Here is a 25,246-nt window from a genome sequence, read left to right as displayed (position 1 = left end):
ACAGCCGGCGCCGATCTGATCTAAGGGATCAACGGCAGACGCCTGCCGAAGGAGATAAAGATGGCCGCCGCTCTTTCACCCGATGCTTCGCGCAGATACGCCTTCTATGCAGGCGTGGTGACGCTTGGGATGACGGCGACCGTCGGCGGAGCGCTCGCCTTCCAGTATGTCGGCGGCTACATTCCCTGCGCGCTCTGCCTACTGCAGCGCAATCCTTATTACTACAGCATCCCGCTCGGGATTGCCGCACTGCTGGCGACGGCGCTGCGCCTGCCAAGTTGGGTGATACGCAGTCTCCTCGCCGCGATCGGCATGATGATGCTGGTCGGCGCCGGAATGGGCGTCTACCACGCTGGCGTCGAATGGGGTTTCTGGGAAGGTCCTGCCACCTGCGCCACGAGCGCACCGGGGGTTAGCACCAATGCCGGCAGCCTGCTCGACGACCTGAACGCCTTTCACGGACCGTCCTGCACGGAGGCTTCACTGCGCGTGCTGGGATTGTCCTTCGCCGGATGGAACGTGATCGCAAGCCTGATCCTTGCGGCGATCGCGTTCGCAGGAGCACGCAAGAAGGCCGTTTAGGGCTGCAGCTCGGTATCCCAGTAGAGATAGTCCATCCAGCTTTCGTGCAGGTAGTTCGGCGGGAAGAGCCGGCCGTTGTTGTGCAGGTCCTGTACCGTCGGCGGATAGGGCTTCTGCGCCGGGAACATGCCTGCCTGCTTCGGAAGCTTGCTACCCTTGCGCAAATTGCAAGGCGAACAGGCCGCAACGACGTTCTCCCATGTCGTCTCGCCGCCATGGGCGCGCGGGATGACATGGTCGAAGGTCAGTTCCTCATGCGCGCCGCAGTACTGGCACTCGAAGCGGTCGCGAAGAAAGACGTTGAACCGGGTGAACGCGGGATGACGCGTCGGCTGCACATAGGTCTTCAGGCTGACCACGCTCGGCAGCCGCATGGAGAAACTCGGTGAGGAGACGGAGTGCTCGTATTCAGCTATGATGTTCACACGGTCAAGGAAGACGGCCTTGATCGCGTCCTGCCAGGACCAAAGCGACAAGGGGTAATAACTCAGCGGCCGGTAGTCGGCGTTCAGGACGAGCGCCGGCAAGGCCTGGGGAGAAACTGCAATCGTCAAGGGGTACTCCTTACCGATTCGGCATCTGCAGCTTTATATTAGGTCCGATGCCACAGAATTGTGAAGCCATATTAACACTTGGCCGCTCACGCCGCAGGTAAAACGGGCGCGACATCTTTGTGCGCCGTCGCCGAATAGTAGGCCCAAAACAGCCGGGCGGCGACGGAGCGCCATGGCCGCCATGCCTCCGAAATGAGCGCGACGGCCCGCGGCGCAGGGCGCTCCGGGAGGAGAAGCGCCCGTGCCAGCGCCGCCTGCAGCGCGACATCTCCCGATGGGAAGATGTCCGGATGACCGGCACAGACCATGAGATAGACTTCCGCCGTCCAAGGGCCGATGCCCGGCAACGCCATCAGCTCTGCCATCGCATCGGGAGGATCGGCATCACAGATGCCATTGAGGTCGATGTCCGATCGGGCGACGGTGGTCGCGAGCCTGGCAAGCGTCATGGTCTTGGCACGTGAGAGGCCGAAGCCGGCGATCACATCCGGCGAGTGGTCGAGCCACGCCTCGGCGGCAACCGGACCGGCGGCGGACATGCGGCCCCAGATGGCGCTGGCGCTCGCCTTCGAAATCATCTGCGACACGATGATGAAAGCGAGGCCGGCAAAACCCGGCTCCATCAGACGCAGCGGCAAGGGGCCCGCCAGCTCGCTTATGGAGATAAGCCTCGGGTCGGCTTCCAGCAGATGCTGCAGGCCCATTTGAAGGTCATCGTCGCCGCGGATCCTGCGCATCGCCTCTCCTGTGGCCGTTGCCGAAAAACCGTGGCAGAAGAAAGCATGCTGCACAGTTCCGGTCAAAGCGCCGTCTTCCGATTCGCTCCAAGCCCCAACGGCCATCTGCATCTCGGCCATGCTTACTCCGCACTCCTCAACCACGACATGGCGCAGGAAAGCAGCGGTCGATTGCTGCTGCGGATGGAGGATGTCGATCTTACCCGCTGTACGCCTGAGTACGAGGCATCGATCTACCGGGACCTGGAATGGCTGGGCCTGCGTTGGGAGATGCCGGTGCGGCGGCAGTCCGAACATCTCAACGATTATGCTGTGGCGCTCGAGCGGCTGCGGGAGATGGGTCTGGTCTACCCCGCCTTCATGACGCGCGGGGAGGTGAAGGCAATTGTGGCGGAGCGGGAGGAAAGTAGCCTTGAGTGGCCGCGCGACCCCGACGGCTCCCCGCAGTATCCTGACCGGGATCGGCAATTGAGCGACGTAGAGCGAGAGCAGCGATTGGCCAGCGGGATCCGTCATGCCTGGCGACTGGATATGGACAAAGCGGTTTGCGGGATAGGGCAGCCGTTGACGTGGCGGGAAACAGGAGGCGGAGCGGAGCGCTTGGTGACAGCCGACCCCTCGGCTTGGGGCGATGTGGTGCTGTCGCGATCAGATGCACCCTCGAGCTATCATCTTTCGGTCACGGTGGACGATGCGCTGCAAGGGGTCACCGATGTCGTGCGAGGCATCGATTTGTTCCATGCGACCTCCGTACACCGCTTGCTGCAGGAACTTCTCGGCCTGCCGCAGCCGCTCTATCACCATCACCGGCTGATCCTCGACGAAGAGGGGCGAAAACTTTCAAAGAGCGAGGGGGCAACGGGGCTGGCAGCCTTGCGGGAAGCCGGATCGTCACCGGCGGACATCCGCCGTCGCGTCGGGCTCTGAGGCATCCTTGATCGTGCTGGCGGCATGGCCATGACGCTTGCGGCGTGCATGCACCACGACGGAATAGACGCGGTACTTCATCAGCGCCGCATTGATCTCTGCCCCCAGCATGAAGATCACACCGACCATGTAGAGAAAGACCAGCACAATCATCACGGAGGCGAGGCCGGCATAGGTGGCGGCGTAGTTGGCAAAGGTCGAGAGATAGGAGGCGAAGATCAGCGCGCCGATCGTCCAGAAGACCAGCGTGACGACCACGCCCGGCAGTACGTCGACGATACGGCGTTCGCCGTCCGGCAACCACTTGTGCGACAGGATGAGGCCCGTCATCAGTACTAGCACCGTGCCGTAGATGCCCCAGTCGGACGCAGCGCGAAGAAGCCACTCTAGCCACGGAAAGAAGCGTTCAGCGTAGCGAAGGCCGACTGGAACGGCCACAAGCAGCGTGCTGATGAAGGCGAAAATGACGACGACAGCAATGACGAAGCCGAGGCTGGCGAGACGGGTCATGTACCAGGCACGTGTTTCGCTGACGCGATAGGCGCGGTTGAGCGAGACGCGCAAAGCCTCCACGCCGTTGGAGGCGAAGTAGGCGGCGGCCAGCACCGATAAAGTCAGGAGCCCGCCGCGCGGGATGGTCAGCACCTGCTCGACTTCGCGCGACAGGGGCGCTGCGATGTCTTCCGGCCAAGTGTCGAACAAGAGATGGACCGCCGTTTCGGAGAAGCTGTCGGCGCCGAGAAAGCCGGCGAGTGCCGTTCCGAAGATCAGGAACGGGAAGAGCGCAAGCAGTCCCGAAAGCGCCACATGGCTGGCAAGCGCCCAGCCGTCATCTTCGTTGAAATGGCAGTAGGCATCCCAGGCCACCTTGTAGGCAAGTCCGAGGCCGCGGATTCTGCTGCTTTTCTCGGCCAAGGTCGGCTCCGTTGTCACTCCTGCCGAAATATGGGATGCACGGCCACCTTGTACAGGGAGCAATGATGCCGCATCGCAAGAACATCATCGTCACCGGCTGCTCATCCGGCATCGGCGCCCATTGTGCACGCAGGCTGAACGCCGACGGATGGCGGGTGTTTGCAACGGTCCGGAAGGCGCAAGATCTGGCGCCGCTCGAAGCAGAAGGCATCGAGGCGCTGCTGATGGATTACACCGACACCCCATCCATCGCCGCTCTCGTCGAGGCGGTCCGAGACCGGACCGGCGGGCGGATCGACGCCCTGTTCAACAACGGTGCCTATGGCCAGCCCGGAGCTGTCGAGGATCTGGCGACGGAGGTTCTACGCGAGCAATTCGAGACGAACCTCTTCGGCTGGCACGACCTGACGCGGCGGATCATTCCGCTCATGCGGGTTCATGGCGGCGGCCGGATCGTCAATTGCTCTTCGATCCTCGGCCTGCTGCCCTACCGCTACCGCGGCGCCTATACAGCCTCAAAATATGCGCTGGAAGGGCTGACCCTGACTCTGCGTATGGAGCTCGAAGGGAGAGGCATTCATGTCAGCCTGATCGAGCCCGGACCGATCGAATCGCGCTTCACGGCCAATGCGCTGGCAAAGATCGAGCAGCATATCGATCTGGAGAACTCGGCCCACTGGGAGGAATACAGGCGTCAGCTTGCGCGCCTGACTGGCACAGGGCCGAAGAACCGTCACAAGCTCGGCCCGGAAGCAGTCTACGATGTCCTCCGGCACGCCTTGACCGCTGCCCGGCCCAAACCACATTATCTGGTAACGACCCCCGCCAAACAGGGCGCGCTGCTCAAAAGGCTCCTCCCCGCTGATCTCTTCTACCGCCTGATGCGTAGGCTCGACTGACAAAACAAGGCAGCATAACGAATGTCCACTTTCACCACCGTTCTCGCCCTCATCGTGATGGGCCTCGTGGTTCTTGTCCTCATCCGTGGCCTCTTCAACATGATGAAGGGAACCGATGCCAACAAGTCCAACAAGCTGATGCAGCTTCGCCTGATGTTGCAGGCGATTGCGATCGTGCTCATCATGCTGACGCTGTGGATCACCGGCGGCGGCAGGTAATGGTCAAGCTCAACAAGATCTATACGCGCACGGGCGATGCGGGAACGACGGCGCTGGTCAGCGGCCCGCGCCGCGACAAGCACGACCTGCGCGTGGATGCCTTTGGTACGGTTGACGAAACGAACTCCACTATAGGGCTGGCCCGGCTGCACACCTCCGGCATGACCGACCTCGACGCCATGCTGGCGCGCATCCAGAACGACCTGTTTGACCTCGGCGCCGATCTTGCAAATCCTGTTGTCGAGGCCAATTCCGAGTATGAGCCGCTGAGGATCGTCCATGTGCAGGTCGAGCGGCTGGAAAACGAGATCGACCATCTTAATGCGGCGCTCGAACCGCTTCGTTCGTTCGTGCTGCCGGGGGGGACGCCCGCCGCTGCCGCACTGCACCTGGCGCGCACCGTATCGAGACGTGCAGAAAGGCTGATGGTGGAACTGTCGCGTCAGGAATCGGTCGGTGTACCGGCGCTCAAGTACATCAACCGGCTTTCGGACTTTCTCTTTGTGGCCGCCCGTCATGCCAACGAAGACGGCAACGCGGACGTGCTCTGGGTTCCGGGAAAGAACCGATAGCCGCCGACTTAGGGAACCGGCATGTTCATCCCGCTTCATGACGCAAACACGCTGAAACACATCCGCGTTCAGTACGTGACGATCGGGCTGATCGCTGCAAACTTGTTGCTCTGGGCGCTGACGGCGGTGGCGCCCCAGGCGGTAGGGGAATTGGCCGCCCTCGGCCTCGGCTTCATCCCGGCCGTTGCCTTCAACTATGCAGAGCTGGATCCCTCTTTCGTCGTCGTCCCGGAAGGCGCGACCTATCTCACCTACGCCTTTCTCCATCTGGACTTCTGGCATCTCGCCTCTAACATGCTGTTCCTCTGGGTCTTCGGCGACAATGTCGAGGATGCGCTGGGACACCTGCGCTTCTTGATTTTCTACCTACTCTGCGCTGCCGCCGGCGCCCTCTTCCATGCTCTGGTAACGCCGATCTCGGAGGGGCCGCTGATCGGCGCATCGGGAGCAATCTCCGGTGTGGTTGCGGCCTATTTCATCCTGCATCCGCGGGTCCGGCTCTGGGTTCTGGTGTTCTTGCGCATCCCGCTGCCGCTGCCCGCTTTCATTCCGCTTACGCTGTGGATCGGCCAGCAGTTCGTCATGCTGGCGCTGAACCTGGACAGCATGGTCTCCTGGGGTGCCCATGTCGGCGGTATCATTGCGGGTGCTTTTCTTGTTGTGGTGATGCGTCGCAAGGGCGTGCCGCTCCTCGACCGCCAGGTCGTGCTCCCCAAGGCCGTCGAAACAAGGACAAGCGTGCCCCAGATACCCCGGTCGCAGTCATAGCCGGATGAGCAAACCTCAGCCAATGCGGCCCAAAACCGCGTTGTAATCGTCACAAAAATGGGTATCCATGTCGCCCACTGACGAGAGAAAAAACGGGAGAGGCCGCATCCTTGCGGCTCTTAAAAGTCAAGGAAGGACCCCATGAAGATCCTGGTGCCTGTGAAGCGAGTGGTCGACTACAACGTCAAGATCCGCGTCAAGCCGGATGGGACGGGCGTGGAGCTCGCCAACGTCAAGATGTCGATGAACCCCTTCGACGAGATCGCAGTCGAGGAAGCCCTACGGCTGAAAGAAGCCGGCAAGGCCGAAGAGGTCGTCGTCGTCTCGATTGGGCCCGCCAAGGCCGAAGAGACGCTGCGCACTGGTCTCGCAATGGGTGCGGACCGAGCGATCCTGGTGGAGACCGACGAGACAATCGAGCCGCTTGCTGTCGCGAAGATCCTCAAGGGTGTAGCCGAAGCGGAAGCGCCGAGTCTCGTCATCATGGGCAAGCAGGCGATCGACGACGACAGCAACCAGACCGGCCAAATGCTTGCCGCGCTTCTGAAGTGGGGCCAGGCGACCTTCGCCTCCAAGGTCGAGCTCGGCGACGGTGCCGCCAAAGTGACCCGCGAAGTCGACGGCGGCCTACAGACGGTGGAAGTGAAGCTTCCGGCCATCGTCACCACCGACCTTCGCCTCAACGAGCCGCGCTATGCCTCGCTGCCCAACATCATGAAGGCGAAGAAGAAGCCGCTTGACAAGAAGACACCGGCCGACTTCGGCGTCGACACGGCGCAGCGCCTGAAGGTGCTGAAGACGGAAGAGCCGGGCGGACGCAAGGCCGGCATCAAGGTCGCAAGCGTGGCCGAGCTCGTCGAGAAGCTCACGACCGAAGCCGGCGTCCTCTAAACCGGAAGAACAGGAGACAACAACATGGCCATTCTTCTTCTGGCAGAACACGACAACAGCAGCGTATCCGACCAGACCGCCAAGGCACTGACGGCAGCCAAGGCAATCGGCGGCGACATCCACGTCCTCGTTGCCGGCTCCGGCGCACAGGGCGCGGCCGACGCGGCTGCCAAGCTGGACGGCGTGTCCAAGGTGCTGCTGGCCGACAGCGGCGACCTTGCGAACAACCTTGCAGAGCCATTGGCAGATCTGATCGTCTCGCTGGCCGGCGGCTACGACACGATCATTGCACCGGCGACGGCCTCGGCGAAGAACGTCATGCCGCGCGTGGCGGCACTTCTCGACGTCATGCAGGTTTCCGAGATCATCGAAGTGGTTTCGTCCGATACCTTCAAGCGGCCGATCTATGCCGGTAATGCAATCCAAACCGTGCAGTCGACGGATGGCAAGAAGGTGATCACGGTGCGTACCGCAGCCTTCCAGGCGACCGGTGAAGAAGGCTCCGCTTCGGTCGAGCAGGCACCGGCACCGGCCAATCCTGGCCTGTCGAGCTTCGTCTCGGATGCAATTGCTTCGTCTGAGCGTCCGGAACTGACGTCCGCCAAGATCATCGTCTCGGGCGGTCGTGCACTTGGTTCGGCGGAGAAGTTCCAGGAGGTCATCCTGCCGCTCGCCGACAAGCTTGGCGCTGCCGTCGGCGCATCGCGCGCCGCGGTCGATGCCGGCTATGCGCCGAACGACTGGCAGGTGGGGCAGACTGGCAAGGTCGTCGCACCCGACCTGTACATCGCCGCTGGCATTTCCGGCGCCATCCAGCATCTCGCTGGGATGAAGGACTCCAAGGTGATCGTCGCGATCAACAAGGACGAAGAAGCCCCGATCTTCCAGGTTGCCGATTATGGCCTCGTCGGCGATCTCTTCGACCTTCTGCCGGAACTCGAAAAGGCGCTTTGAACCGTTGCTTCGCAGCTGCGAAGAACGCTAAGAACGTGCAAGGCATCACAAACTCTGCCGGCCGCCTCCGCGGCCGGCATTCATTCGGGCGCCTCTGAGCGCTCCCGAGGAGCGGTACCATGGCGGCAGTTGAGAAAATCGGTGTGATTGGTGCGGGGCAGATGGGATGCGGCATTGCGCATGTCTGTGCTCTAGCGGGCTACAATGTCCATGTCTACGACCTCTCGCAGGACCGGATCGAAGCGGGCCTTGCCACCATCAACGGCAACTTCGCCCGCCAGGTCAGCAACGGGAAGCTTGCGGAGGAGGATCGCAAGGCAGCTCTTTCCCGCATCGCCGGCTCGTCCGACATGAATGATCTTGCGCCGATGGATCTGGTGATCGAGGCCGCAACCGAAGAGGAGGCGATCAAGCGCAAGATCTATGCGCAGCTTTGCCCGATCCTGAAGCCGGAAGCGCTGCTTGCAACCAACACGTCTTCGCTTTCGATCACGCGCCTAGCCGCCGCAACTGATCGGCCCGAGCGCTTCATGGGCATCCACTTCATGAACCCGGTGCCGGTTATGAAGCTCGTCGAGCTCGTGCGCGGCATTGCAACGGATGAGACTACCTTCACAACGGCGCGCGAGTTCGTCGCAACCTTGGACAAGACGGTGACCGTCGCCGAAGACTTCCCGGCCTTCATCGTCAACCGTATCCTGCTGCCGATGATCAACGAGGCGATCTATACGCTCTACGAGGGCGTCGGCTCCGTCGAGGCCATCGATACGGCGATGAAGCTCGGAGCCAATCATCCGATGGGGCCGCTGCAGCTGGCGGACTTCATCGGCTTGGACACCTGCCTCTCCATCATGCAGGTCCTGCATGATGGCCTGGCTGATTCCAAGTACCGGCCTTGTCCGTTGCTGGTGAAGTACGTGGAAGCTGGCTGGCTTGGCCGCAAGTCTGGCCGCGGGTTCTACGACTACCGCGGCGAGACGCCGGTTCCGACCCGCTAAATTCCCCTCGCGGCCGAAATCATCGCCTTCGCGTCTGGACTGTCCCAGACGGCCGGTCCGTTCATCGCCGACACAAGGCAACCCTGCTTGTCGAGGATTAGCGTCACCGGCAGGCCGAAGGCCAGACCTTCCTTTTTCATTGCGTTGAAGACGCCCATCGAGCTGTCGCGGTAATAGCCCAGCACGTCGATCCCTGTCTCCTGAAGAAATGCCTTTGGCTTCTCGTCGGATCCGGTATCGACGTTGACGGCGACGACTTCGAAATCTGCGCCACCCATCTCCTTCTGAAGATTGTTGAGGGCGGGCATCTCCTCGCGGCAGGGGCCGCACCAGGTAGCCCAAAGGTTCAGCAGGACCGTCTGCCCCTTGAAGTCTGCCGTCTGGAGATCCTGCCCCTCCGGTCCCTTGAAACTGATCGACAGCGGGCGCGGCGGGTCGGCCGGTGTCATGGCTGCGACCTCACCCCGCGCCAGTTCGTCCACCTTGCGCGCCAGCGCGACGGCACCTTCGCAGGCGCCCGCCGCAGAGGCGCTTTCCGCTGTCACAACCTCGGCATTGCCAGACGCAGCAATCCTCACGTATACGGCAACAGCCCCGGCCAGAAGGCCGGCTATAGCAGCGATCATTACCAGCTTGGCGGAGGGAAGACCCAGCGGTCTTTTGTTCGTCATCGAGAACTCCAGGACTTTGCATTATGGCTGACGGCACGAAGGACGCGGTATCCTCCAACCAGATGTGGGGCGGTCGCTTCGCCTCTGGCCCGGATGCGATCATGGAGGAGATAAATGCCTCGATCGGCTTCGACAAGAAGCTTTTCGCTCAAGACATCCGCGGCTCAGTGGCGCATGCGACCATGCTGGCGGAGAAATGCATCATTTCGGCGGAAGATAAAGACAAGATCGTCGAGGGGCTGAACACGATCCTGTCAGAGATCGAAAGCGGCAATTTTGAGTTCTCCCGCAAGCTGGAAGACATCCACATGAATGTGGAAGCCCGTCTTGCGACGCTGATCGGCCCGGCCGCGGGGCGCCTGCACACGGCACGCTCTCGCAACGATCAGGTGGCGCTCGACTTCCGCCTTTGGGTCAAGGAGGAACTGGTCAAGACGGAGCGGATGCTGACCGATCTGATCGGCGCCTTCCTCGACCGCGCCGAAGAACATGCCGACACCGTCATGCCGGGCTTTACCCATCTGCAGACCGCGCAGCCGGTGACCTTCGGGCACCACTGCATGGCCTATGTGGAGATGTTCGGCCGCGACCGGCAGCGGGTGCGCCACGCGATCGACCATCTGGACGAAAGCCCGATCGGGGCAGCCGCACTGGCCGGCACCGGCTTCCCGATCGACCGTCACATGACTGCGAAGGCGCTCGGCTTCCGTGAGCCGACCCGCAATTCCATCGACACCGTCTCCGACCGCGATTTTGCCCTGGAGTTTCTCTCGGTTGCCGCGATCTGCTCCATGCACCTGTCGCGGCTTGCGGAAGAGATCGTGATATGGTCGACGCCGCAGTTCGGCTTCATCCGCCTGTCCGACGCCTTTTCGACCGGCTCTTCGATCATGCCGCAGAAGAAGAACCCGGATGCCGCCGAGCTGGTGCGCGCCAAGACGGGTCGTATCAACGGCTCGCTCGTTGCGCTCCTGACGGTCATGAAAGGTCTTCCGCTCGCCTATTCCAAGGACATGCAGGAAGACAAGGAACAGGTCTTCGACGCCGCCGAGAACCTCGAACTAGCGATTGCCGCGATGACTGGCATGGTGCGGGACCTGACCGTCCACACCGACCGCATGCGCGCTGCCGCCGGCTCCGGCTATTCCACCGCCACCGACCTTGCCGACTGGCTTGTGCGCGAGGCTGGGCTTCCCTTCCGCGACGCTCACCATGTCACGGGCCGGGCGGTGGCGCTTGCCGAGCAGAAGGGCTGCGAGCTTGCCGAGCTGGCGCTTGAAGAGCTGCAAGGCATCCATGCTTCGATCACTGGCAAGGTCTTCGATGTTCTTTCCGTCGATGCGTCGGTCGCCAGCCGCACGAGCTTCGGCGGCACGGCACCGTCCGAGGTGCGCAAGCAGATCGCCTGGTGGCGGAACCTCAACTGAGGCCGCAAGGCAATCAACCACACTGCACAAGCGGCTGAAACTTCGCTATGAAAGGCCGCAACCAGTCAATGAAGGACATCAGATGTCGATCGGCTCGCAGAAATTCGGCGCAACTTTCCTGATGCTCGCTGTCGCAGGGCTCGTCCTTGGCGGATGCGGCCGAAAGGGCGAGCTCGATCGCCCCAGCACGCCGGTCGAACAGCAGAACATGCGAAAGAGCGGTGAAAACCGCCAGCCGGACCCGGTCAGCAACCGCCCCTTCCTTCTTGACCCCCTGCTCTGACGGACTGCCTCAGGTGAACCATTTCCAGTATATCGACGGCGTACTACACGCCGAAAACGTGCCTGTTCCCGAAATCGCTAAAGCGGTCGGCACACCCTTCTACTGCTATTCGACCGCGACGCTGGAGCGCCACTACACCGTCTTCACCAAGGCCTTCGCCGACGTGGACGCAATGGTTTGCTATGCGATGAAGGCCAATTCCAACCAGGCGGTTCTGAAGACGCTCGGGCGGCTCGGCGCGGGTACCGACGTCGTTTCCGGCGGCGAGCTTCGACGAGCACTGGCGGCTGGCATTCCGGCAAGCCGCATCATGTTCTCCGGCGTCGGCAAGACGGCCACCGAAATGGATCTCGCGCTGGAAGCCGACATCTACTGCTTCAACGTGGAGTCCGAGCCGGAGCTAGAGGTTCTTAACCAGCGCGCCCAGCGGATGGGCAAGCGCGCACATGTATCTTTCCGCATCAATCCGGACGTCGATGCGCGCACGCATGCCAAGATCTCGACCGGCAAGAAGGAAAACAAGTTCGGCATCTCCTACGAGCGTGCCCGCGCCGTCTATGCTCATGCGGCCCAGCTGCCGGGCATTGAGGTGAACGGCATCGACATGCATATCGGCAGCCAGATCACCGAGCTGCAGCCATTCGAAGATGCCTTTCGCCTGCTGCGGGAACTGGTCGACACGCTGCGCACCGAGGGCCACCGGATCGATCACGTCGATATCGGCGGCGGGCTTGGCATTCCCTACAAGGACGACAACAATCCGCCGCCACTGCCGGATGCCTATGCAGAAACCGTCAAGCGTCAGCTGCGCTCTCTCGACTGCAAGATCGTCACCGAGCCGGGCCGCCTCATCGTCGGCAATGCCGGCATCCTCGTCACCGAGGTGATCTATGTGAAGGATGGCGGCGAGAAGACATTTGTGATCGTCGACGGCGCGATGAACGACCTCATACGCCCGACGCTTTACGATGCCTATCACGAGGTCCGTCCGATTGTCGCGGCAGCGTCGGAGGCTCAGCGCATCCGTGGAGACATCGTTGGGCCGGTCTGCGAGACGGGCGACTATCTCGCGCTCGATCGGGAGATGGCAGCACCGAAGCCGGGTGACCTGATCGCCGTCGGTTCGGCGGGCGCCTATGGAGCCGTGCAGGCAGGGACGTACAATTCGCGGCTTCTGGTGCCCGAAGTGCTGGTGAAGGGGGACCGGTTCCACGTGATCCGCCCCCGGGGCACCTATGACGAACTGATCGGGCTCGATTCCGTCCCCGACTGGCTTTCCTGACCTTTCGATCTAGGCGTTCACTTTTCCTCGACCCACTGCGGAAAAACGCAGTGGGGATGGCCCGTGCTCTCGTCTTCGCCATAAAGACTGTTATCTTGCGTTCGTGGCCTGCCGGACGTGGCGCGGTCCTTACTTGCCCCGCCAACAGGAGACGGCCGGCATGAGCAATATCCGCAAAGGCGCCTTCGATGCCCTTCCTTCACTGGCACGACGGGTTGCCTGGAAGCGGACGCTGGCTCGGCTGGTCTTGTTCCTCGAGCGTCTGGCACCTCGCCTTCTGCCGCCGCTGACGGTCGTAGCCCTGTTTCTCTCAGCGGCTTGGCTTGGGATCTTCCGGACGAATCTAGACCTTCTGCGCTGGGCGCTGACGGCTACGTTCGTTCTCGCCTTCCTGGCGTCGCTGCTGCCGCTTGCTCGCACGCGTTGGCCAAATGCCGGCGAGGCAGATCGGTTGCTTGAGGAGCGGAACGAGCTCCAGCACCAGCCGGTCGCGGTCCAGGAGGACGAACCTGCCTTCGATACGCCGTTCGGACGCGCGCTCTGGAAGGAGCACCAGGTGCGTATGGCGGAGAAGATTGCAGCACTGGATGCCGGGCTGCCGCGCCCGGACATCGCACGGCATGACCGCCTTGCCCTGCGTGCCATCCCTGCTCTACTGGTCGTCGTGGCCTTCGGCTTTTCCTTTTCCAACGGTGCTGGCCAGATTTCCGATGTCTTTCGCGGTCCCGCTACAGCCGCCAGCACAAATCCCGACCTGCGGATCGACGCCTGGCTGACGCCGCCTTCCTATACGGGCCAGGCCCCGGTGTTCTTGACCGGCGGTGAGGCCGAGGCGGTCTCGGAAGTGCAGGTCCCGCAGAATTCCGAACTGACGGTGCGCGTGACGGGCGGCGAGGGTGAAGAGGCCGTCGTGTTCTCCGCCGCCGAGGGGGACAGCCCTCAACCTCTGGCCAGCGAAGAAGCGGTTGCGACGGGTGACACAACAGAGGCTTCACAACTGCCGCCGCCGAATGTGCCCGACCCCGGACAACCGGCGCCGCCACGCACTTACGTGTTGAAGGTCGCCAAAAGCGGCGAACTGACAGTGAACGGCAGGAGCTGGACCTTCGACGTCATCCCGGATCGGGTACCGGAGATCGCCTTCAAGGGCCAGCCGAAGCGTGCACTCAACGGTGCGCTGGAGATCGGCTTTGCCGGCAAAGACGACTATGGCCTTCAGGAGGCGCATGCCCTGATCAAGCCCGTCGAGGCGCCAGATCCTGCAGCAACGCCTCTCTACCCGCCGCCGGAGTTCCGGCTGGACCTGCCGCGGCGCAACCCGCGCAACCCTGAGGGGGTCACGAGCCGCAACCTGACCGAACATCCGTTGGCCGGCAAGCGGGTGCGCATTACGCTTGTGGCAACCGACGGCGCAGGCCAGACCGGAAAAAGCCCTGCCCATGAAATGGTGTTGCCGGGCCGACCGTTCACGGAGCCACTTGCGGCCGCTGTTGCGGAGCAGCGGCAGGTGTTCTCTCTCGACACGCGGCAGATGCCGCGGGCTATCGAACTCAACGAAGTGCTGGCGCTGCGGCCGGACGAGACAATACCGGACCTGTCTCACTTCCTGCTCATCCGTTCGGCACTCGGCCGGATGGAACTAGCACGGGGTGAGGAGCAGCTGAAGGAAGTGGCGGATTATCTCTGGGAGATCGCGCTCGGCATTGAGGATGGCGATCTTTCTGCGGCTGAAAAGCGCCTCCGGGACGCTCAGAACGCTCTCAACGAGGCGCTGGAGAACGGTGCAAGCGACGAGGAGATTGCTGAGCTGATGAAGGAGCTGCGCGAGGCGATGCAGGAGTTCATGTCCGAGCTCGCCCAGCGCCTGCAGAACAGCCCGCGCATGCAGCAGAACATGCAGGCGGAAAACGTGATTCGTCAGCGCGACCTGCAGAACATTATGGACCAGATCGAAAACCTGGCGCGCTCCGGCAACCGCGACGCAGCACAACAGATGCTTTCGGAACTGCAGCGGATGATGAACAATCTGCAGGCCGGCCGAATGCCGCAGGGGCAGCAGGGCCAGCAGCAGAACAGCCAGATGCGCGAGCAGATCGACAAGCTCGGCGAGATCATGCAGGAACAGCAGCGGCTGATGGATGAGACCTTCCAGCTGGACCAGGCACTGCGCGACCGCATGCAGCGGGGCGATCCAGGCCAGCAGGGCGAACAGCCGTACGAGCAGGGGCAGCAAGGTCAGCCGCAACAGAGACAGCAGGGGCAGCGGGGCTCGCCAACGGACCAGATGACGGCGGAACAGCTGCGCGAGGCGCTGAAAAACCTTCGCGCACAACAGGAAGGCCTGGGCAAAAAGCTGCAGGAGCTGCAGCAGGGCCTGAAGGACCTCGGCATGCAGCCGGGCGAAGGCTTCGGTGAGGCCGAACGCGAAATGGGCAATGCAGGCGAGGCGCTGGGTGAAGGCGAGGGCGAACAGGCCGTCGAAGGCCAGGGCAATGCCTTGAACGCGCTCCGCCAGGGCGCCCAGAACATGATGCAGCAGATGATGCAGGCAATGCAGCAAGGCCAGGGACAAGGGCCTGGACAAGGCGAGGACTCACAAGGCAACCAGACCGGCCGTGACCCGCTTGGTCGCCCCCGGGCGACGGCTGGCCCCGATTTCGGTGATCAGGTGAAGGTGCCGGACGAGATCGACGTGCAACGGGCCCGCGAGATTCTGGAAGCGATCCGCGAGCGTCTGGGCAATGCCCTATCCGGGGAAGCTGAGCGCCGCTACCTGGAGCGGCTGCTCGAGATCCGCTAGCAGCTTAAGCCGCACAGCAGCTTTCGCCGGCAAGTGCCCTTGCGACAGCCTTGCGGATCTCCGGCAGGGCAAACGGTTTCTGCACGACATCGACGATCTTTGCGGCAAGGTCGTCCGCCCGCTCGCGCTGCTCGGCATAGCCGGTCATCAGAAGGATCTTCATCTGCGGATGCCGCGCCGCAGCCTGATGGGCAAGCTCGATACCATCCATGACCGGCATGCGGATATCGGACAGAAGGAGGTCAAATTTCTCTTCGGCAAGCCTTTCGAGACCTTCGGCGCCGTCGCCCGCTTCACAGGTTTCGTGGCCGTCGAGACGAAGGGCGCGGGCAACAAAGGTGCGCAGGGCGCTTTCGTCTTCGGTTATCAGGATCTTTGCCATGACGATCGCATTCTTCCCTTTGTGTTTAACATTGGGAGCAAATCACCAGACTTTGCTTGCCGAGGAGTAAACAAGCGACCGGAAGCGGCGTAACGTGGTTAAGGAATTACCGCCTGCCGAGGCCTAGCTTTCGCCCAGGGCGTCCCCGGTGACGACGCCGACGAAGGGGAGTTCGCGGAAGGCATAGGCGACGTCCATGCCGTAGCCGACGACGAAATAGTCGGGGCATTCGAAGCCGACATAATCCGCCTCCAGCTTCTCCTGCCGCTTGATGCTCTTGTCGAGCAGCACGGCGATCGTGACATTGCGGGCTCCGCGCTCGTAAAGCAGCTCCTTGGCGAACTTCAGCGTGCGCCCCGATTCAAGAATATCGTCGATCAGCAGGACATCGCGGTCCTTCACGTCGCTGTCGATGTCCTTCACGATCCGCACGCCTTGCGACACAGTCCCTGCACCATAGCTGGAGAGCGTGATGAATTCCACTTCGGGCGCCAGTCCGACATCATGAAGAGCACGCAGAAGGTCTGCCGCGAAGATGAAGGACCCTTTAAGGATCGCGATGACCAGAAGATCCTTCGTCGGTCCGCCGGCAATCTCGGCAGCGATGGCGCGATTGCGCTCTGCGATCACCTCTGCGGTGTAGAGGGGCTCGATGATCTTGCCGCGGACGACGGGCATGGGGCTCTCCTGGCAGTTCCGGAGGCCGCCGGTAGCACAATTACGAGCGGGAAGCATCCTCACCGGCGAAGGAAAGCTTCAATTCCGGGGTTTTTCCACCGGGGTGCGGAATGCGCACGGAGAAGCCGTGGCTGTGCCCGCTCTGCATCTGGCTGACAGGCGGGTTGATCAGGGTGGAAGACAAAAGGGCTCCCTCCCGGAAGAGGTCCGCCCTGATGGAGGGAAGGTTCAGGCCCGTCCGTCCCCGGTTCTCGACGATCCCGTTGATCAGGAGGACCGGCATCCCCTCGGCCTCTTGCGGCGTCACCGTCACATGGGTGATGTCCAGCGTCGGTGCTTCCACAGGCCCATTGCCTTGCCCGACAAACAGCGAGAAGCCGCCAGCGAGACCAAAGACGACCAGGAAGGCCGCCGCAACCACAGCCGAGAACATGTCGGCCGAAAGGCGAGATAGGAGGCGTTCGACCCGCTCGACAAGAGCGGCCGGCGGCGACGCAGCTGCAGCAGGTTTTGCTCCGGATGCGGTGCGGCGATTGTCGTTCTGGGTCTCAAAGCGCCTGTCACGAAGCGGCTTCGGGCGCAGCGTGACGAAGTCGGCATCTGTGACGCTTCCGCCGCCGCGATGGGCGCGCCGAACATGCTTCGCGGCAGGTTCGGGTGGTAGGATGTCGACGACGGCCATCATTCTCCCCTTTTCGGCAGGAGCTGCACTGGTGCCGACAGATCCCCTCAGGTGGATGAAGGAACGTCGGCATTGAATCGAATCCTACCCAGTCGTAGATTCGAATGGTTAATGCTTCGCGAATGCGGCCTCGAAATCGACCTATTCCGGTGGCGGTTGAAGTGCGCTAGCCGGCAACAGGTCGGCTGAATGAACATCAGGATTGCGATTTTCCATTGATCCACTTCGAAAATGTCGGCCTGCGCTATGGGATGGGCCCGGAGATCCTCCGGGACATGACGTTCGACATCCCGAAGCGGTCGTTCCAGTTCCTGACCGGCCCCTCAGGTGCAGGCAAGACAACGCTCCTGCGTCTGCTCTTCATGTCACTCCAGCCGACCCGCGGGCTGATCCGCATGTTCGGCCGCGACCTGTCACAGATCCCGCGTGGGGAGCTCCCGATGCTTCGCCGCCGAGTGGGCATCGTGTTTCAGGATTTCCGGCTGCTGGATCACCTGACCACGTACGAGAACGTGGCCCTGCCGCTGCGCGTGCGTGGCAAGGAGGAGAGCAGCTACCGCAACGATGTGATCGAACTGCTGAAGTGGGTTGGGCTTGGCGAGCGTATCAATGTCCTGCCGCCGGTGCTTTCGGGTGGCGAGAAGCAGCGTGCCGCAATCGCCCGGGCCCTGATGGACCGCCCGGAAATCCTCCTGGCCGACGAGCCGACCGGCAATGTCGACCCGCCAATGGCGCAACGACTTCTCAGCCTCTTTCTCGAACTGAACCGGCTCGGAACCGCCGTGGTCATTGCAACCCACGACCTCGGGCTGATGGATCAGGTAAATGCGCGCCGGATGATCCTGACAGAAGGGCGGCTCGATATCTATGAATGAGATGGCCCGACCCAAAGCAGAAGGCACCGCTACCCCACGCCGCGCGCCGATGCGGGTGCGACCGACGGCGCCGATCCTGCCCCCCTCCAATATTCAGGGCAACGCACTGATGGTGGTGATCGCCATCATGGCGTTTCTGGCCTGTCTGACGCTTGGTGCCGTCACCATGGTCCGAGCAACGGCGACAGGTTGGCAGAGTGAGATCTCCCGCGAAATCACGATCCAGATCAAGCCTTCCGAAGGGCTGGACATGGACGCCACCCTTGAGAAGGCGAAGAACCTGGCGCTCGGCTTCGTCGGCACCCAGGAAGGCACGATCATGGATGATGCCGCGACGGCCCGGCTTCTCGAGCCGTGGCTTGGTACAGGCCTTGATCTCAACGAGCTGCCGGTGCCGCGGCTCGTGATCATCACGATCGACGAGCAGAACCCACCTGATTTTGTTGCCATGCGAGACCTTCTCTCTAAGGAGATCCCGCAGGCCTTCCTCGACGACCACCGCACCTGGGTCGACCGTCTGGTTTCCATGGCAAGCACCACGGTGTGGATCGGCACCGGTGTTCTCATCCTTGTCTTCACCGCCATGGTGCTGACCGTCGTCTTCGCCACGCGCGGCGTGATCTCCGGCAATCGGCATATCGTGGAGGTGTTGCACTTCGTCGGCGCCGAGAGTGCATTTGTTGCGCGCGAATTCCAGAAGCACTTCTTGAAGATAAGCCTCAAGGGATCTGCCGCAGGCAGCGCGGTGGCGGCAATCCTGTTCGCTATTCTGGGCGCCTGGCAGGCGAGCTCACGGGCGACGCCGGAAAGCGACCAGGCGACGGCCCTCTTCGGCACCTTCTCGCTTGGCCTCGCCGGCTATCTCGGCATCTTCGCCACCATGATCGTCATCGCGCTCCTGACGACGCTGACGGCGCGCTTCACCGTCATGAGGAACATCGATGAGATCGACCTCATCCGCTCCGACCCGGGGCGGTCCGATGGCCTGCCCGCATCCTGACCTGCGGTGAAAAGAGTTGGTCGCAGACACCTATTCTCCGCCACGAAGTGGGTTTATGCACTGAATCATGAGCACGAGTCGTTCGCCGAGAGATGATCGATTGCAGAAGGAACGTCCGCGCAAGGGCGTGGGCCGCCAGCTTTTCTCGCGCCACAGCCGGCTGCGGCGCACGGCAAGGTGGCTGATCCTGACCTCTTTCCTGATGATCGCCGCCGTGTTCGGCGGCTTTCTCTGGTTTGCCGATTCCGTCGCCTCGCTGAAGCCACCGGAAAGCGTGAAGGCAGATGCGATCGTCGTCTTGACCGGCGGCTATCAGCGGATCGACCAGGCGATGGGGCTGCTGCGCGACGGTGCCGGCAAGCGGCTGCTGATCTCCGGCGCGCATCCCTCGACCACGCCGGCGCAGATCCGCAAAATGACGCAGACGCCGACGGACCTCTTCTCCTGCTGCGTCGACATCGGCTACGACGCCCTCGACACGATCGGCAATGCCAACGAGATCTCCCGCTGGATCCATGACAACGGCTTTTCGGTCGTGCTGGTGGTGACCAACAACTACCACATGCCGCGCAGCCTGCATGAACTGCGGCGCGTCGATCCGGCTACCGATTACATCCCCTACCCCGTCGTCAATTCAGACCTGACGCGCAAGGCCTGGTTTACCGAGCCCGACGTCTTGCGCACCATGATTGGCGAATACATCAAGGTGGTCGCCGCGAACGCAAGGGACTGGATCGGCATCGCCCGCGCCAGCGGGCTGCGAACCCGAGAGGAAGGCGACGCTTCCGCTGCAAGCTTCGCGCACTAGTTCAAGATCACCTCCTCCTTTCGCTCCGCAAGGATCTCGTGTAGGCAGCCGTGGTCCAAGGGGAAACTGCCGCATGCTGATGGTCCGCTCCATCCTCTTCAACATGGCGTTCTACGCGAACCTCATCCTTCAGATGATCGTCCTGACGCCGGTCTACTTCATCCTGCCGCGCAAGAAGGCCTACGACATCCCGAAGAACTGGGCGCGGTCGAACCATTGGCTGATGAAGAAGATCGTCGGCACCACCTTCGAGATCGAAGGTCTGGAAAACGTCCCCGAGGGCGGCTGCATCTTCGCCCCGAAACACCAGTCCTTCTGGGACACGTTCGCGCTGCTGCCCTGGCAGAAGGACCCGGTCTACATCCTCAAGCGCGAGCTCACCTGGATCCCGCTGTTCGGCTGGTACGTGATGAAACAGCGGATGATTCCGGTCAACCGCGGCGCCCGCGGCAAGGTCATGGTCGCGGTGATGGAGCGTACCAAGCAGGAGATGGACAACGGCCGCCAGCTGATCATCTATCCGGAAGGCACGCGCCGGCCGCCGGGGGCCGAGCCGGAGTATCGCTATGGGATCGCCCGCATCTACCGGGACATCCAGGTACCGGTCGTGCCAATCGCCATGCATCCTGGGCTGTTCTGGCCACGCCGCCGCTCGATCCGCTTTCCAGGCCATTTCAAGGTCCGCATCCTGCCACCGATCATGCCGGGGCTCGACCCAGACGAGTTCTTCAAGACGCTGGTGACGACGCTAGAAAAGGCGAGCGACGAGCTGCTGATCGACACCGTAGAGGCAAATCCGCATCTGCGCCTGCCGGCCACGGCGGCCAATCGCCTGGCCGAGTTGCGGTCGGAGCAGCAGCTTCAGTCGGTGGTGACCAATCTCTCGACGCCCTCGAGCCAATGATCACGGATGCCCATCTGCCTGAGATGGGCGACCGTGTTGATCACATAGGCAGGGTTGGGGCCTGACCTTCCTGCCGCCCTGCGGACAATGTCCGCAGCCTCGTCCACGTCGAGCGCCCCCGCATATTGACAATGCGCCCGATCCACGACATAGCCCACCGCTTGCACCTGGCGCCCTCCCCGAAGTGCCACAGGCAGGATGCGCTCCTTGTAGACATGCGTCACCAGCTCTCGGGCACGCAGGTAGTCGAGAACCTCCGGCTTCTCGCCCTGATCGACCCGAAAGGCGACGCCCCGGCAGGATCCTCCGCGATCGAGCCCGAGAACAAGCCCCGGCTGATCCGGGGTTCCGCGGTGAACATGAGACCGGACGCAGAGGGAGCGGCGGTAACCGAATACGTGTGCTTCTGCTTTCTCAAGGTAGGTGAAGCCCGGATTCCACATCAGCGACCCGTAGCCAAATACCCAAAATTCGTCCATATCCGGCGCCATGCGTTCCCGGCAGCGTGCCTCGCGCTGCATCACGGCCACCATTGGGAGAACATCATGGCAGCGTCAAGCCGAACCAGCGTCAGCCGCAAGATTTGGCTTCTCGCTACCGCCATCGTCCTGGCGATCGCACTCTACACAGGCGGGTGGTTCTACGCGGCTCACGCCCTCAAGGAGAAGACGCTGGCGCTGCTAGGCAGCCAGGAAGCGAATGGCATCACCGCACAATGCACGGACGCCACTTACCGCGGCTACCCCTTCCGGATCGGCTTATTCTGCTCCAGCGCATCGCTTGACGACCGCAACAACGGAATCTCGGCGACCATTGGCGCATTGCGGTCAGCGGCGCAGGTCTACGACCCGGGCCACATCGTCTGGGAAGCGGATGCTCCTGCGCAGCTGCGAACGAGCCATGGTCTGACCGTATCCAGCGACTGGGAGAGCCTGCAGTCGAGCCTCATCGCCAAGCATGACGGCGTCGAGCGCTCCTCTACCGTCATTCGCCAGGGCACGACGAGCATCGTCTCGACAGCAGCCGGGCAGTCCTTGAACATCGGCGCCGACCGCACCGAGATGCATCTACGTCAGAACGGTGCCGATCTGGACGCGGCTTTGCTGCTGGAGAATGCGCGCGTAACCGCTCAGGACGTGCCGGAACTTCTACCCCCGGTAACGGCGACCGTCGATGTGACACTCGTCGGACGCGGCGGCATCATTGACGGCACCGATCCGAATGGTATTACGCTCTATGGGACTCAGGGCGAGATGCACAGCCTGTCGGCCGATCTCGGAGAAGGGCGGACAATTACCGTAAGCGGCCCCTTCTCGATCGATGAGGAGGGTTACCTGTCCGGAAAGCTCAAACTTAAGGTCGACCAGATCGAAGCCTGGCGGAACAGCCTCGCCCAAGCCTTCCCGGAAGTCGCACCGGTTCTCCAGACGGTGGCGGGCATGCTCTCGGCCCTGAACGGCGGCGGGCAGAGCGCCTCGATCGATCTGACCGTCAATCACGGTAAGGTCTTTGCCGGCGGCTTCATCCCTGTCGGTGAAATCCCGCCGATCTGACGAGACTATTTCTTGTCTAGCGCGTGGCGGCCGAAATCCGGCACGTCCACGTCCTGGCCTGCCTCGATGATCGACCGCCGAACGGCGCGCGTGCGGGTGAAAAGCTCGAACAACTTGTCTCCCTCACCCCAGCGGATCGCCCGCTGCAGATAGGCGAGATCTTCCGAGAAGCGCGCCAGCATCTCCAGGATCGCTTCCCTGTTGTGCAGGCATACGTCACGCCACATCGTGGGGTCGGATGCGGCCAGACGGGTAAAGTCGCGGAAACCGGAGGCGGAGTACTTGATGACCTCCGATTCCGTCACCGTCTCCAGGTCATCGGCCGTACCGACGATGTTGTAGGCGATGATGTGCGGCAGGTGAGAAACGATGGCGAGCACCTTGTCGTGATGCTGCGGGTCCATCTCGTCGATGCGCGAACCGAGGGCTGTCCAGAATGCCTTCAACTTACCGAGCGCCTGCGGATCGGTGTCGGGCAGCGGCGTGAAGATGCACCAGCGACCACGAAACAGCCCTTCGAAGCCGGCGTCGGGGCCGGATTTTTCCGTGCCCGCCAGCGGGTGGCCGGGAATGAAATGGACGCCATCCGGCATATGCGGCGCCATCTGCGCAATGACCGATGCCTTGGTCGAACCAACGTCGGTCACGATCGCGCCAGGCTTCAGGTGTGACGCGATCTGCTGTGCCACTGCCTCCGAGGCCCCGACCGGGACCGACACGACCACGAGATCGGCGTCATCGACGGCCTCCGCCGCCGATGCCACATAGGAGGTGCCCAGATGCAACTCTTCCGCGCGGGCCAGTGTCTCGGCACTGCGCGTGGAAACCACCACATTCCTCGCCAGTCCGAGTGCCTTGGCGTCGCGGGCAATGGAGGAACCGATGAGGCCAATGCCGATCAGCGCGATCCGGTCGAACAGGACACCGCTCATGGGTTCCTTCCCATGAACTCGCCGAGTGTCTCGACCACGCCGCGATTGGCTTCCTCGGTGCCGACGCTCATACGGAGCGCGTTCGGGAAACCATAGCCCCTGACGGCGCGCAGGATATAGCCGCGGCTGGTGAGGAAGGCATCTGCGTCTTCCGCCCGCTTCCCATCCGTATCGGGGAAGTGGATCAGCAGAAAATTCGTCACGGACGGCGTCACCTTCAGCCCGATCGCCTCCAAGGCATGCGACAGCTTGTCGAGCCACAGGTTGTTGTACTCCACCGCCTTCTCGATGAACGCCTGGTCCCGAACGGCTGCCGCGCCGGCAGCGATTGCCGGCGCGTTCATGTTGAACGGGCCGCGCACGCGGTTGAGCGCATCGATGATGGCGGCCGGCGCATACATCCAGCCGATCCGCAGCGCTGCCAGACCGTACACCTTGGAAAAAGTGCGGGTCATCACGACATTGCGGCTGTTGGAGACGAGCTCCAGCCCCGCCTCATAGTCGTTGCGCCGGACATATTCCGCATAGGCCGCATCCAGCACGAGGACGACGTTCTTCGGCAAGGCAGCCTGCAGGCGGCGGATCTCGGTCACCGGAACATAGGTGCCGGTCGGGTTGGCCGGATTGGCGAGAAAGACGATCTTTGTCTTCTCCGTCACGGCGGCGAGGATTGCGTCGACATCCACCGTCGCATCCTTTTCCTTCACGATAACCGGCGTTGCGCAGGCACCCATGATCTGGATCTTGTAGACCAGGAAGCCATGTTCGGTGATGATCCCTTCGTCGCCAGCTCCGAGATAAACGTGGCAGAGCAGGCCGAGCAGCTCGTCCGAGCCATTGCCGCAAAGAATGTTGGCCGGGTTCAGGCCATGTACGGCAGCGATTGCCTCCCGCAACTCGGTCGCCTGTCCATCAGGGTAGATCTCGAGATGATCCACCGCCTGCTTGAGCGCTTCTCTGGCCTTGGGACTCGGCCCAAGCGGCGTCTCGTTCGACGAGAGCTTGAATACTCGAGCGACGCCGGGCGCATGTTCCTTGCCGGGCACGTAGGCGGCAATATCCAGGATACCTGGACGTGGAACAGGCTCATTGACGACGACGCTCATAGGATCGACCTTCTGGAGTACCGGTGACGGCGGATGATCCCTTGGCATTAAAGCCGAAAGCCGCCTTTGTCGAGGGTCACGCCTCCGTCGCCAGCACTCCGGCTGACGTCCGTGTCGTCGGCACGCCCTGCGGCGCCAGGACGGGGACGAAGACCCGCCGCGAGGCGCGCGCCGCCACCGGAAGGCCCTGGTAGAGGCGCTTTTGGGCCTCGACGATGATGACGCCGGAAAACACCGGCCAGAACCGGCGGCCCATCCGCTCAAGCACGTTCCGAAGCCGCAGGAGGGTGCGGATGCGCGACGGCGGGAAGAACAGCGCTTCGGCGCTTGCCGACGGGGTGAAGTTGGTTTCGCGCAAAAGGGAAGTGAGCTGTCCGCGCGAGTAAGGGCGGCCGGAGCCGAAGGGCGTGTGCTCCATCCGTGCCCAGACGCCGCGCCTGTTCGGCACGACCATCACCAGCCGGCCGCCCGGCGCCAGCACCCGCCAAAGCTCCTTCAGCGTTTCGCGCGGGTTCTCGGCAAATTCCAGCGAGTGCACCATCAGGATGCGGTCAATGGAGGAGTCGGGAAGCGGCAGTTCCTCGTCGAACACGAGCGCCGTCGTCGAGCGCTGGCCAACCGGCCAGTTCACAGCACCCTGTCCGGCCGGCATGAAGGCGAAGGTGCGTTCTGTGTCTCCCCGGAAGCGATCGAGATAGGGCACTGAATATCCGAGACCGACGAGCCTCTCTTCCGGCAAACGGGCCCAGAGCGAAGACAGCGCAAGCGTAATCGACCGCTCGGCAAATTGGCCGAGCGGCGAGTGATAGAATTCGCGAAGATCGACGATATCGGTATGCATTGCCGA

Annotated in this window: 29 protein-coding genes; 18 read left to right on the top strand and 11 right to left on the bottom strand. The window is 62.5% G+C overall.

Annotated elements, in window-relative coordinates; translation table 11 throughout:
- The first annotated feature begins 60 nt into the window (after nucleotides 1–60).
- A complete protein-coding gene (locus MUU54_RS15895; RefSeq protein WP_247245003.1) occupies nucleotides 61–582 on the top strand; it encodes a disulfide bond formation protein B in 522 nt (173 codons plus the stop codon).
- Here MUU54_RS15895 and MUU54_RS15890 read toward each other — a convergent pair.
- Both MUU54_RS15890 and MUU54_RS15885 read right to left on the bottom strand, forming a co-directional pair.
- Nucleotides 579–1,136, bottom strand: coding sequence for an HNH endonuclease (locus tag MUU54_RS15890; protein ID WP_247245002.1), 558 nt, complete (start codon nucleotides 1,134–1,136; stop codon nucleotides 579–581). The genes MUU54_RS15895 and MUU54_RS15890 overlap by 4 nt on opposite strands.
- 86 nt (nucleotides 1,137–1,222) lie before the next feature.
- A complete protein-coding gene (locus MUU54_RS15885) occupies nucleotides 1,223–1,873 on the bottom strand; it encodes a DNA-3-methyladenine glycosylase family protein (protein WP_247245001.1) in 651 nt (216 codons plus the stop codon).
- A 45-nt stretch (nucleotides 1,874–1,918) separates the two neighbouring features.
- Here MUU54_RS15885 and gluQRS point away from each other — a divergent pair, with 45 nt between their 5' ends.
- On the top strand, nucleotides 1,919–2,800 hold the full coding sequence (gene gluQRS / locus MUU54_RS15880; protein WP_281433354.1) for a tRNA glutamyl-Q(34) synthetase GluQRS: 882 nt from the start codon (nucleotides 1,919–1,921) through the stop codon (nucleotides 2,798–2,800).
- Here the strand turns inward: gluQRS and MUU54_RS15875 are convergent.
- Complete coding sequence (locus tag MUU54_RS15875; RefSeq protein WP_247244999.1) at nucleotides 2,765–3,715, bottom strand: YihY/virulence factor BrkB family protein; 951 nt, start codon at nucleotides 3,713–3,715, stop codon at nucleotides 2,765–2,767. The genes gluQRS and MUU54_RS15875 overlap by 36 nt on opposite strands.
- A 65-nt stretch (nucleotides 3,716–3,780) precedes the next feature.
- On the opposite strand from MUU54_RS15875, the gene MUU54_RS15870 reads away from it, so the two are divergent.
- The 7 genes from MUU54_RS15870 to MUU54_RS15840 all read left to right on the top strand — a co-directional run bounded on the left by MUU54_RS15870 (nucleotide 3,781) and on the right by MUU54_RS15840 (nucleotide 9,016).
- A complete protein-coding gene (locus MUU54_RS15870) occupies nucleotides 3,781–4,614 on the top strand; it encodes an SDR family oxidoreductase (protein ID WP_247245043.1) in 834 nt (277 codons plus the stop codon).
- A 21-nt stretch (nucleotides 4,615–4,635) separates the two neighbouring features.
- Nucleotides 4,636–4,833 carry a twin transmembrane helix small protein gene (locus MUU54_RS15865; RefSeq protein WP_247244998.1) on the top strand — a complete coding sequence of 66 codons (198 nt, stop codon included), beginning with the start codon at nucleotides 4,636–4,638 and terminating at the stop codon, nucleotides 4,831–4,833.
- Nucleotides 4,833–5,405 carry a cob(I)yrinic acid a,c-diamide adenosyltransferase gene (locus MUU54_RS15860; protein WP_247244997.1) on the top strand — a complete coding sequence of 191 codons (573 nt, stop codon included), beginning with the start codon at nucleotides 4,833–4,835 and terminating at the stop codon, nucleotides 5,403–5,405. The genes MUU54_RS15865 and MUU54_RS15860 overlap by 1 nt, the downstream gene beginning before the upstream one ends.
- A gap of 21 nt (nucleotides 5,406–5,426) precedes the next feature.
- Nucleotides 5,427–6,173 (top strand): rhomboid family intramembrane serine protease, encoded by a 747-nt coding sequence (locus MUU54_RS15855; protein WP_247244996.1) that lies wholly within the window; start codon nucleotides 5,427–5,429, stop codon nucleotides 6,171–6,173.
- A gap of 141 nt (nucleotides 6,174–6,314) precedes the next feature.
- On the top strand, nucleotides 6,315–7,064 hold the full coding sequence (locus MUU54_RS15850) for an electron transfer flavoprotein subunit beta/FixA family protein (protein ID WP_247244995.1): 750 nt from the start codon (nucleotides 6,315–6,317) through the stop codon (nucleotides 7,062–7,064).
- 24 nt (nucleotides 7,065–7,088) lie between these two features.
- The gene (locus MUU54_RS15845; RefSeq protein WP_247244994.1) at nucleotides 7,089–8,018 is read left to right on the top strand and encodes an electron transfer flavoprotein subunit alpha/FixB family protein; all 930 of its coding nucleotides are present in this window, start codon (nucleotides 7,089–7,091) and stop codon (nucleotides 8,016–8,018) included.
- A gap of 119 nt (nucleotides 8,019–8,137) precedes the next feature.
- Nucleotides 8,138–9,016 carry a 3-hydroxybutyryl-CoA dehydrogenase gene (locus MUU54_RS15840; protein ID WP_247244993.1) on the top strand — a complete coding sequence of 293 codons (879 nt, stop codon included), beginning with the start codon at nucleotides 8,138–8,140 and terminating at the stop codon, nucleotides 9,014–9,016.
- Here MUU54_RS15840 and tlpA read toward each other — a convergent pair.
- Nucleotides 9,013–9,687 carry a thiol:disulfide interchange protein TlpA gene (gene tlpA, locus MUU54_RS15835; protein WP_247244992.1) on the bottom strand — a complete coding sequence of 225 codons (675 nt, stop codon included), beginning with the start codon at nucleotides 9,685–9,687 and terminating at the stop codon, nucleotides 9,013–9,015. The two genes, MUU54_RS15840 and tlpA, sit on opposite strands and share 4 nt — an antisense overlap.
- 23 nt (nucleotides 9,688–9,710) lie before the next feature.
- Here tlpA and argH point away from each other — a divergent pair, with 23 nt between their 5' ends.
- From argH to MUU54_RS15815, 4 genes are all read left to right on the top strand, one after another.
- Nucleotides 9,711–11,114: an argininosuccinate lyase gene (gene argH, locus MUU54_RS15830; protein WP_247244991.1), complete on the top strand. Its 1,404-nt coding sequence runs from the start codon at nucleotides 9,711–9,713 to the stop codon at nucleotides 11,112–11,114.
- 82 nt (nucleotides 11,115–11,196) lie between these two features.
- Nucleotides 11,197–11,397, top strand: coding sequence for an LPS translocon maturation chaperone LptM (lptM, locus tag MUU54_RS15825; protein ID WP_247244990.1), 201 nt, complete (start codon nucleotides 11,197–11,199; stop codon nucleotides 11,395–11,397).
- A 13-nt stretch (nucleotides 11,398–11,410) separates the two neighbouring features.
- Nucleotides 11,411–12,679 carry a diaminopimelate decarboxylase gene (lysA, locus tag MUU54_RS15820; RefSeq protein ID WP_247244989.1) on the top strand — a complete coding sequence of 423 codons (1,269 nt, stop codon included), beginning with the start codon at nucleotides 11,411–11,413 and terminating at the stop codon, nucleotides 12,677–12,679.
- Between the two features lie 160 nt (nucleotides 12,680–12,839).
- A complete protein-coding gene (locus MUU54_RS15815; RefSeq protein WP_247244988.1) occupies nucleotides 12,840–15,479 on the top strand; it encodes a TIGR02302 family protein in 2,640 nt (879 codons plus the stop codon).
- A gap of 4 nt (nucleotides 15,480–15,483) precedes the next feature.
- Here MUU54_RS15815 and MUU54_RS15810 read toward each other — a convergent pair whose 3' ends face one another.
- From MUU54_RS15810 to MUU54_RS15800, 3 genes are all read right to left on the bottom strand, one after another.
- Entirely contained in the window at nucleotides 15,484–15,861 is a 378-nt protein-coding gene (locus tag MUU54_RS15810) for a response regulator (RefSeq protein WP_247244987.1), read from the bottom strand.
- Between the two features lie 123 nt (nucleotides 15,862–15,984).
- Nucleotides 15,985–16,539: a hypoxanthine phosphoribosyltransferase gene (gene hpt / locus MUU54_RS15805; protein ID WP_247244986.1), complete on the bottom strand. Its 555-nt coding sequence runs from the start codon at nucleotides 16,537–16,539 to the stop codon at nucleotides 15,985–15,987.
- A gap of 40 nt (nucleotides 16,540–16,579) precedes the next feature.
- The gene (locus MUU54_RS15800; protein WP_247244985.1) at nucleotides 16,580–17,224 is read right to left on the bottom strand and encodes a hypothetical protein; all 645 of its coding nucleotides are present in this window, start codon (nucleotides 17,222–17,224) and stop codon (nucleotides 16,580–16,582) included.
- A gap of 212 nt (nucleotides 17,225–17,436) precedes the next feature.
- On the opposite strand from MUU54_RS15800, the gene ftsE reads away from it, so the two are divergent.
- The 4 genes from ftsE to MUU54_RS15780 all read left to right on the top strand — a co-directional run bounded on the left by ftsE (nucleotide 17,437) and on the right by MUU54_RS15780 (nucleotide 20,808).
- On the top strand, nucleotides 17,437–18,096 hold the full coding sequence (gene ftsE, locus MUU54_RS15795) for a cell division ATP-binding protein FtsE (RefSeq protein ID WP_247244984.1): 660 nt from the start codon (nucleotides 17,437–17,439) through the stop codon (nucleotides 18,094–18,096).
- On the top strand, nucleotides 18,089–19,096 hold the full coding sequence (locus tag MUU54_RS15790; RefSeq protein ID WP_247244983.1) for a cell division protein FtsX: 1,008 nt from the start codon (nucleotides 18,089–18,091) through the stop codon (nucleotides 19,094–19,096). The genes ftsE and MUU54_RS15790 overlap by 8 nt, the downstream gene beginning before the upstream one ends.
- Nucleotides 19,097–19,163: 67 nt before the next feature.
- The gene (locus MUU54_RS15785) at nucleotides 19,164–19,904 is read left to right on the top strand and encodes a YdcF family protein (RefSeq protein WP_376742111.1); all 741 of its coding nucleotides are present in this window, start codon (nucleotides 19,164–19,166) and stop codon (nucleotides 19,902–19,904) included.
- Between the two features lie 73 nt (nucleotides 19,905–19,977).
- The gene (locus tag MUU54_RS15780; protein WP_247244982.1) at nucleotides 19,978–20,808 is read left to right on the top strand and encodes a lysophospholipid acyltransferase family protein; all 831 of its coding nucleotides are present in this window, start codon (nucleotides 19,978–19,980) and stop codon (nucleotides 20,806–20,808) included.
- Here MUU54_RS15780 and MUU54_RS15775 read toward each other — a convergent pair.
- Complete coding sequence (locus MUU54_RS15775) at nucleotides 20,766–21,329, bottom strand: gamma-glutamylcyclotransferase (protein WP_247244981.1); 564 nt, start codon at nucleotides 21,327–21,329, stop codon at nucleotides 20,766–20,768. The two genes, MUU54_RS15780 and MUU54_RS15775, sit on opposite strands and share 43 nt — an antisense overlap.
- Before the next feature lie 24 nt (nucleotides 21,330–21,353).
- On the opposite strand from MUU54_RS15775, the gene MUU54_RS15770 reads away from it, so the two are divergent.
- Nucleotides 21,354–22,361 carry a DUF2125 domain-containing protein gene (locus MUU54_RS15770; protein WP_247244980.1) on the top strand — a complete coding sequence of 336 codons (1,008 nt, stop codon included), beginning with the start codon at nucleotides 21,354–21,356 and terminating at the stop codon, nucleotides 22,359–22,361.
- A gap of 5 nt (nucleotides 22,362–22,366) precedes the next feature.
- Here the strand turns inward: MUU54_RS15770 and MUU54_RS15765 are convergent, their stop codons facing one another.
- The 3 genes from MUU54_RS15765 to MUU54_RS15755 all read right to left on the bottom strand — a co-directional run bounded on the left by MUU54_RS15765 (nucleotide 22,367) and on the right by MUU54_RS15755 (nucleotide 25,240).
- Complete coding sequence (locus MUU54_RS15765; protein ID WP_247244979.1) at nucleotides 22,367–23,293, bottom strand: prephenate/arogenate dehydrogenase family protein; 927 nt, start codon at nucleotides 23,291–23,293, stop codon at nucleotides 22,367–22,369.
- The gene (gene hisC, locus MUU54_RS15760) at nucleotides 23,290–24,399 is read right to left on the bottom strand and encodes a histidinol-phosphate transaminase (protein ID WP_247244978.1); all 1,110 of its coding nucleotides are present in this window, start codon (nucleotides 24,397–24,399) and stop codon (nucleotides 23,290–23,292) included. The genes MUU54_RS15765 and hisC overlap by 4 nt, the downstream gene beginning before the upstream one ends.
- A gap of 76 nt (nucleotides 24,400–24,475) precedes the next feature.
- Entirely contained in the window at nucleotides 24,476–25,240 is a 765-nt protein-coding gene (locus tag MUU54_RS15755) for a class I SAM-dependent methyltransferase (RefSeq protein ID WP_247244977.1), read from the bottom strand.
- Nucleotides 25,241–25,246 lie beyond the last annotated feature (6 nt).

The organism is Pseudorhizobium tarimense (assembly GCF_022968135.1).
Lineage (GTDB): Bacteria > Pseudomonadota > Alphaproteobacteria > Rhizobiales > Rhizobiaceae > Neorhizobium > Neorhizobium tarimense.
This window is presented reverse-complemented; position numbering and strand designations above follow the sequence as displayed.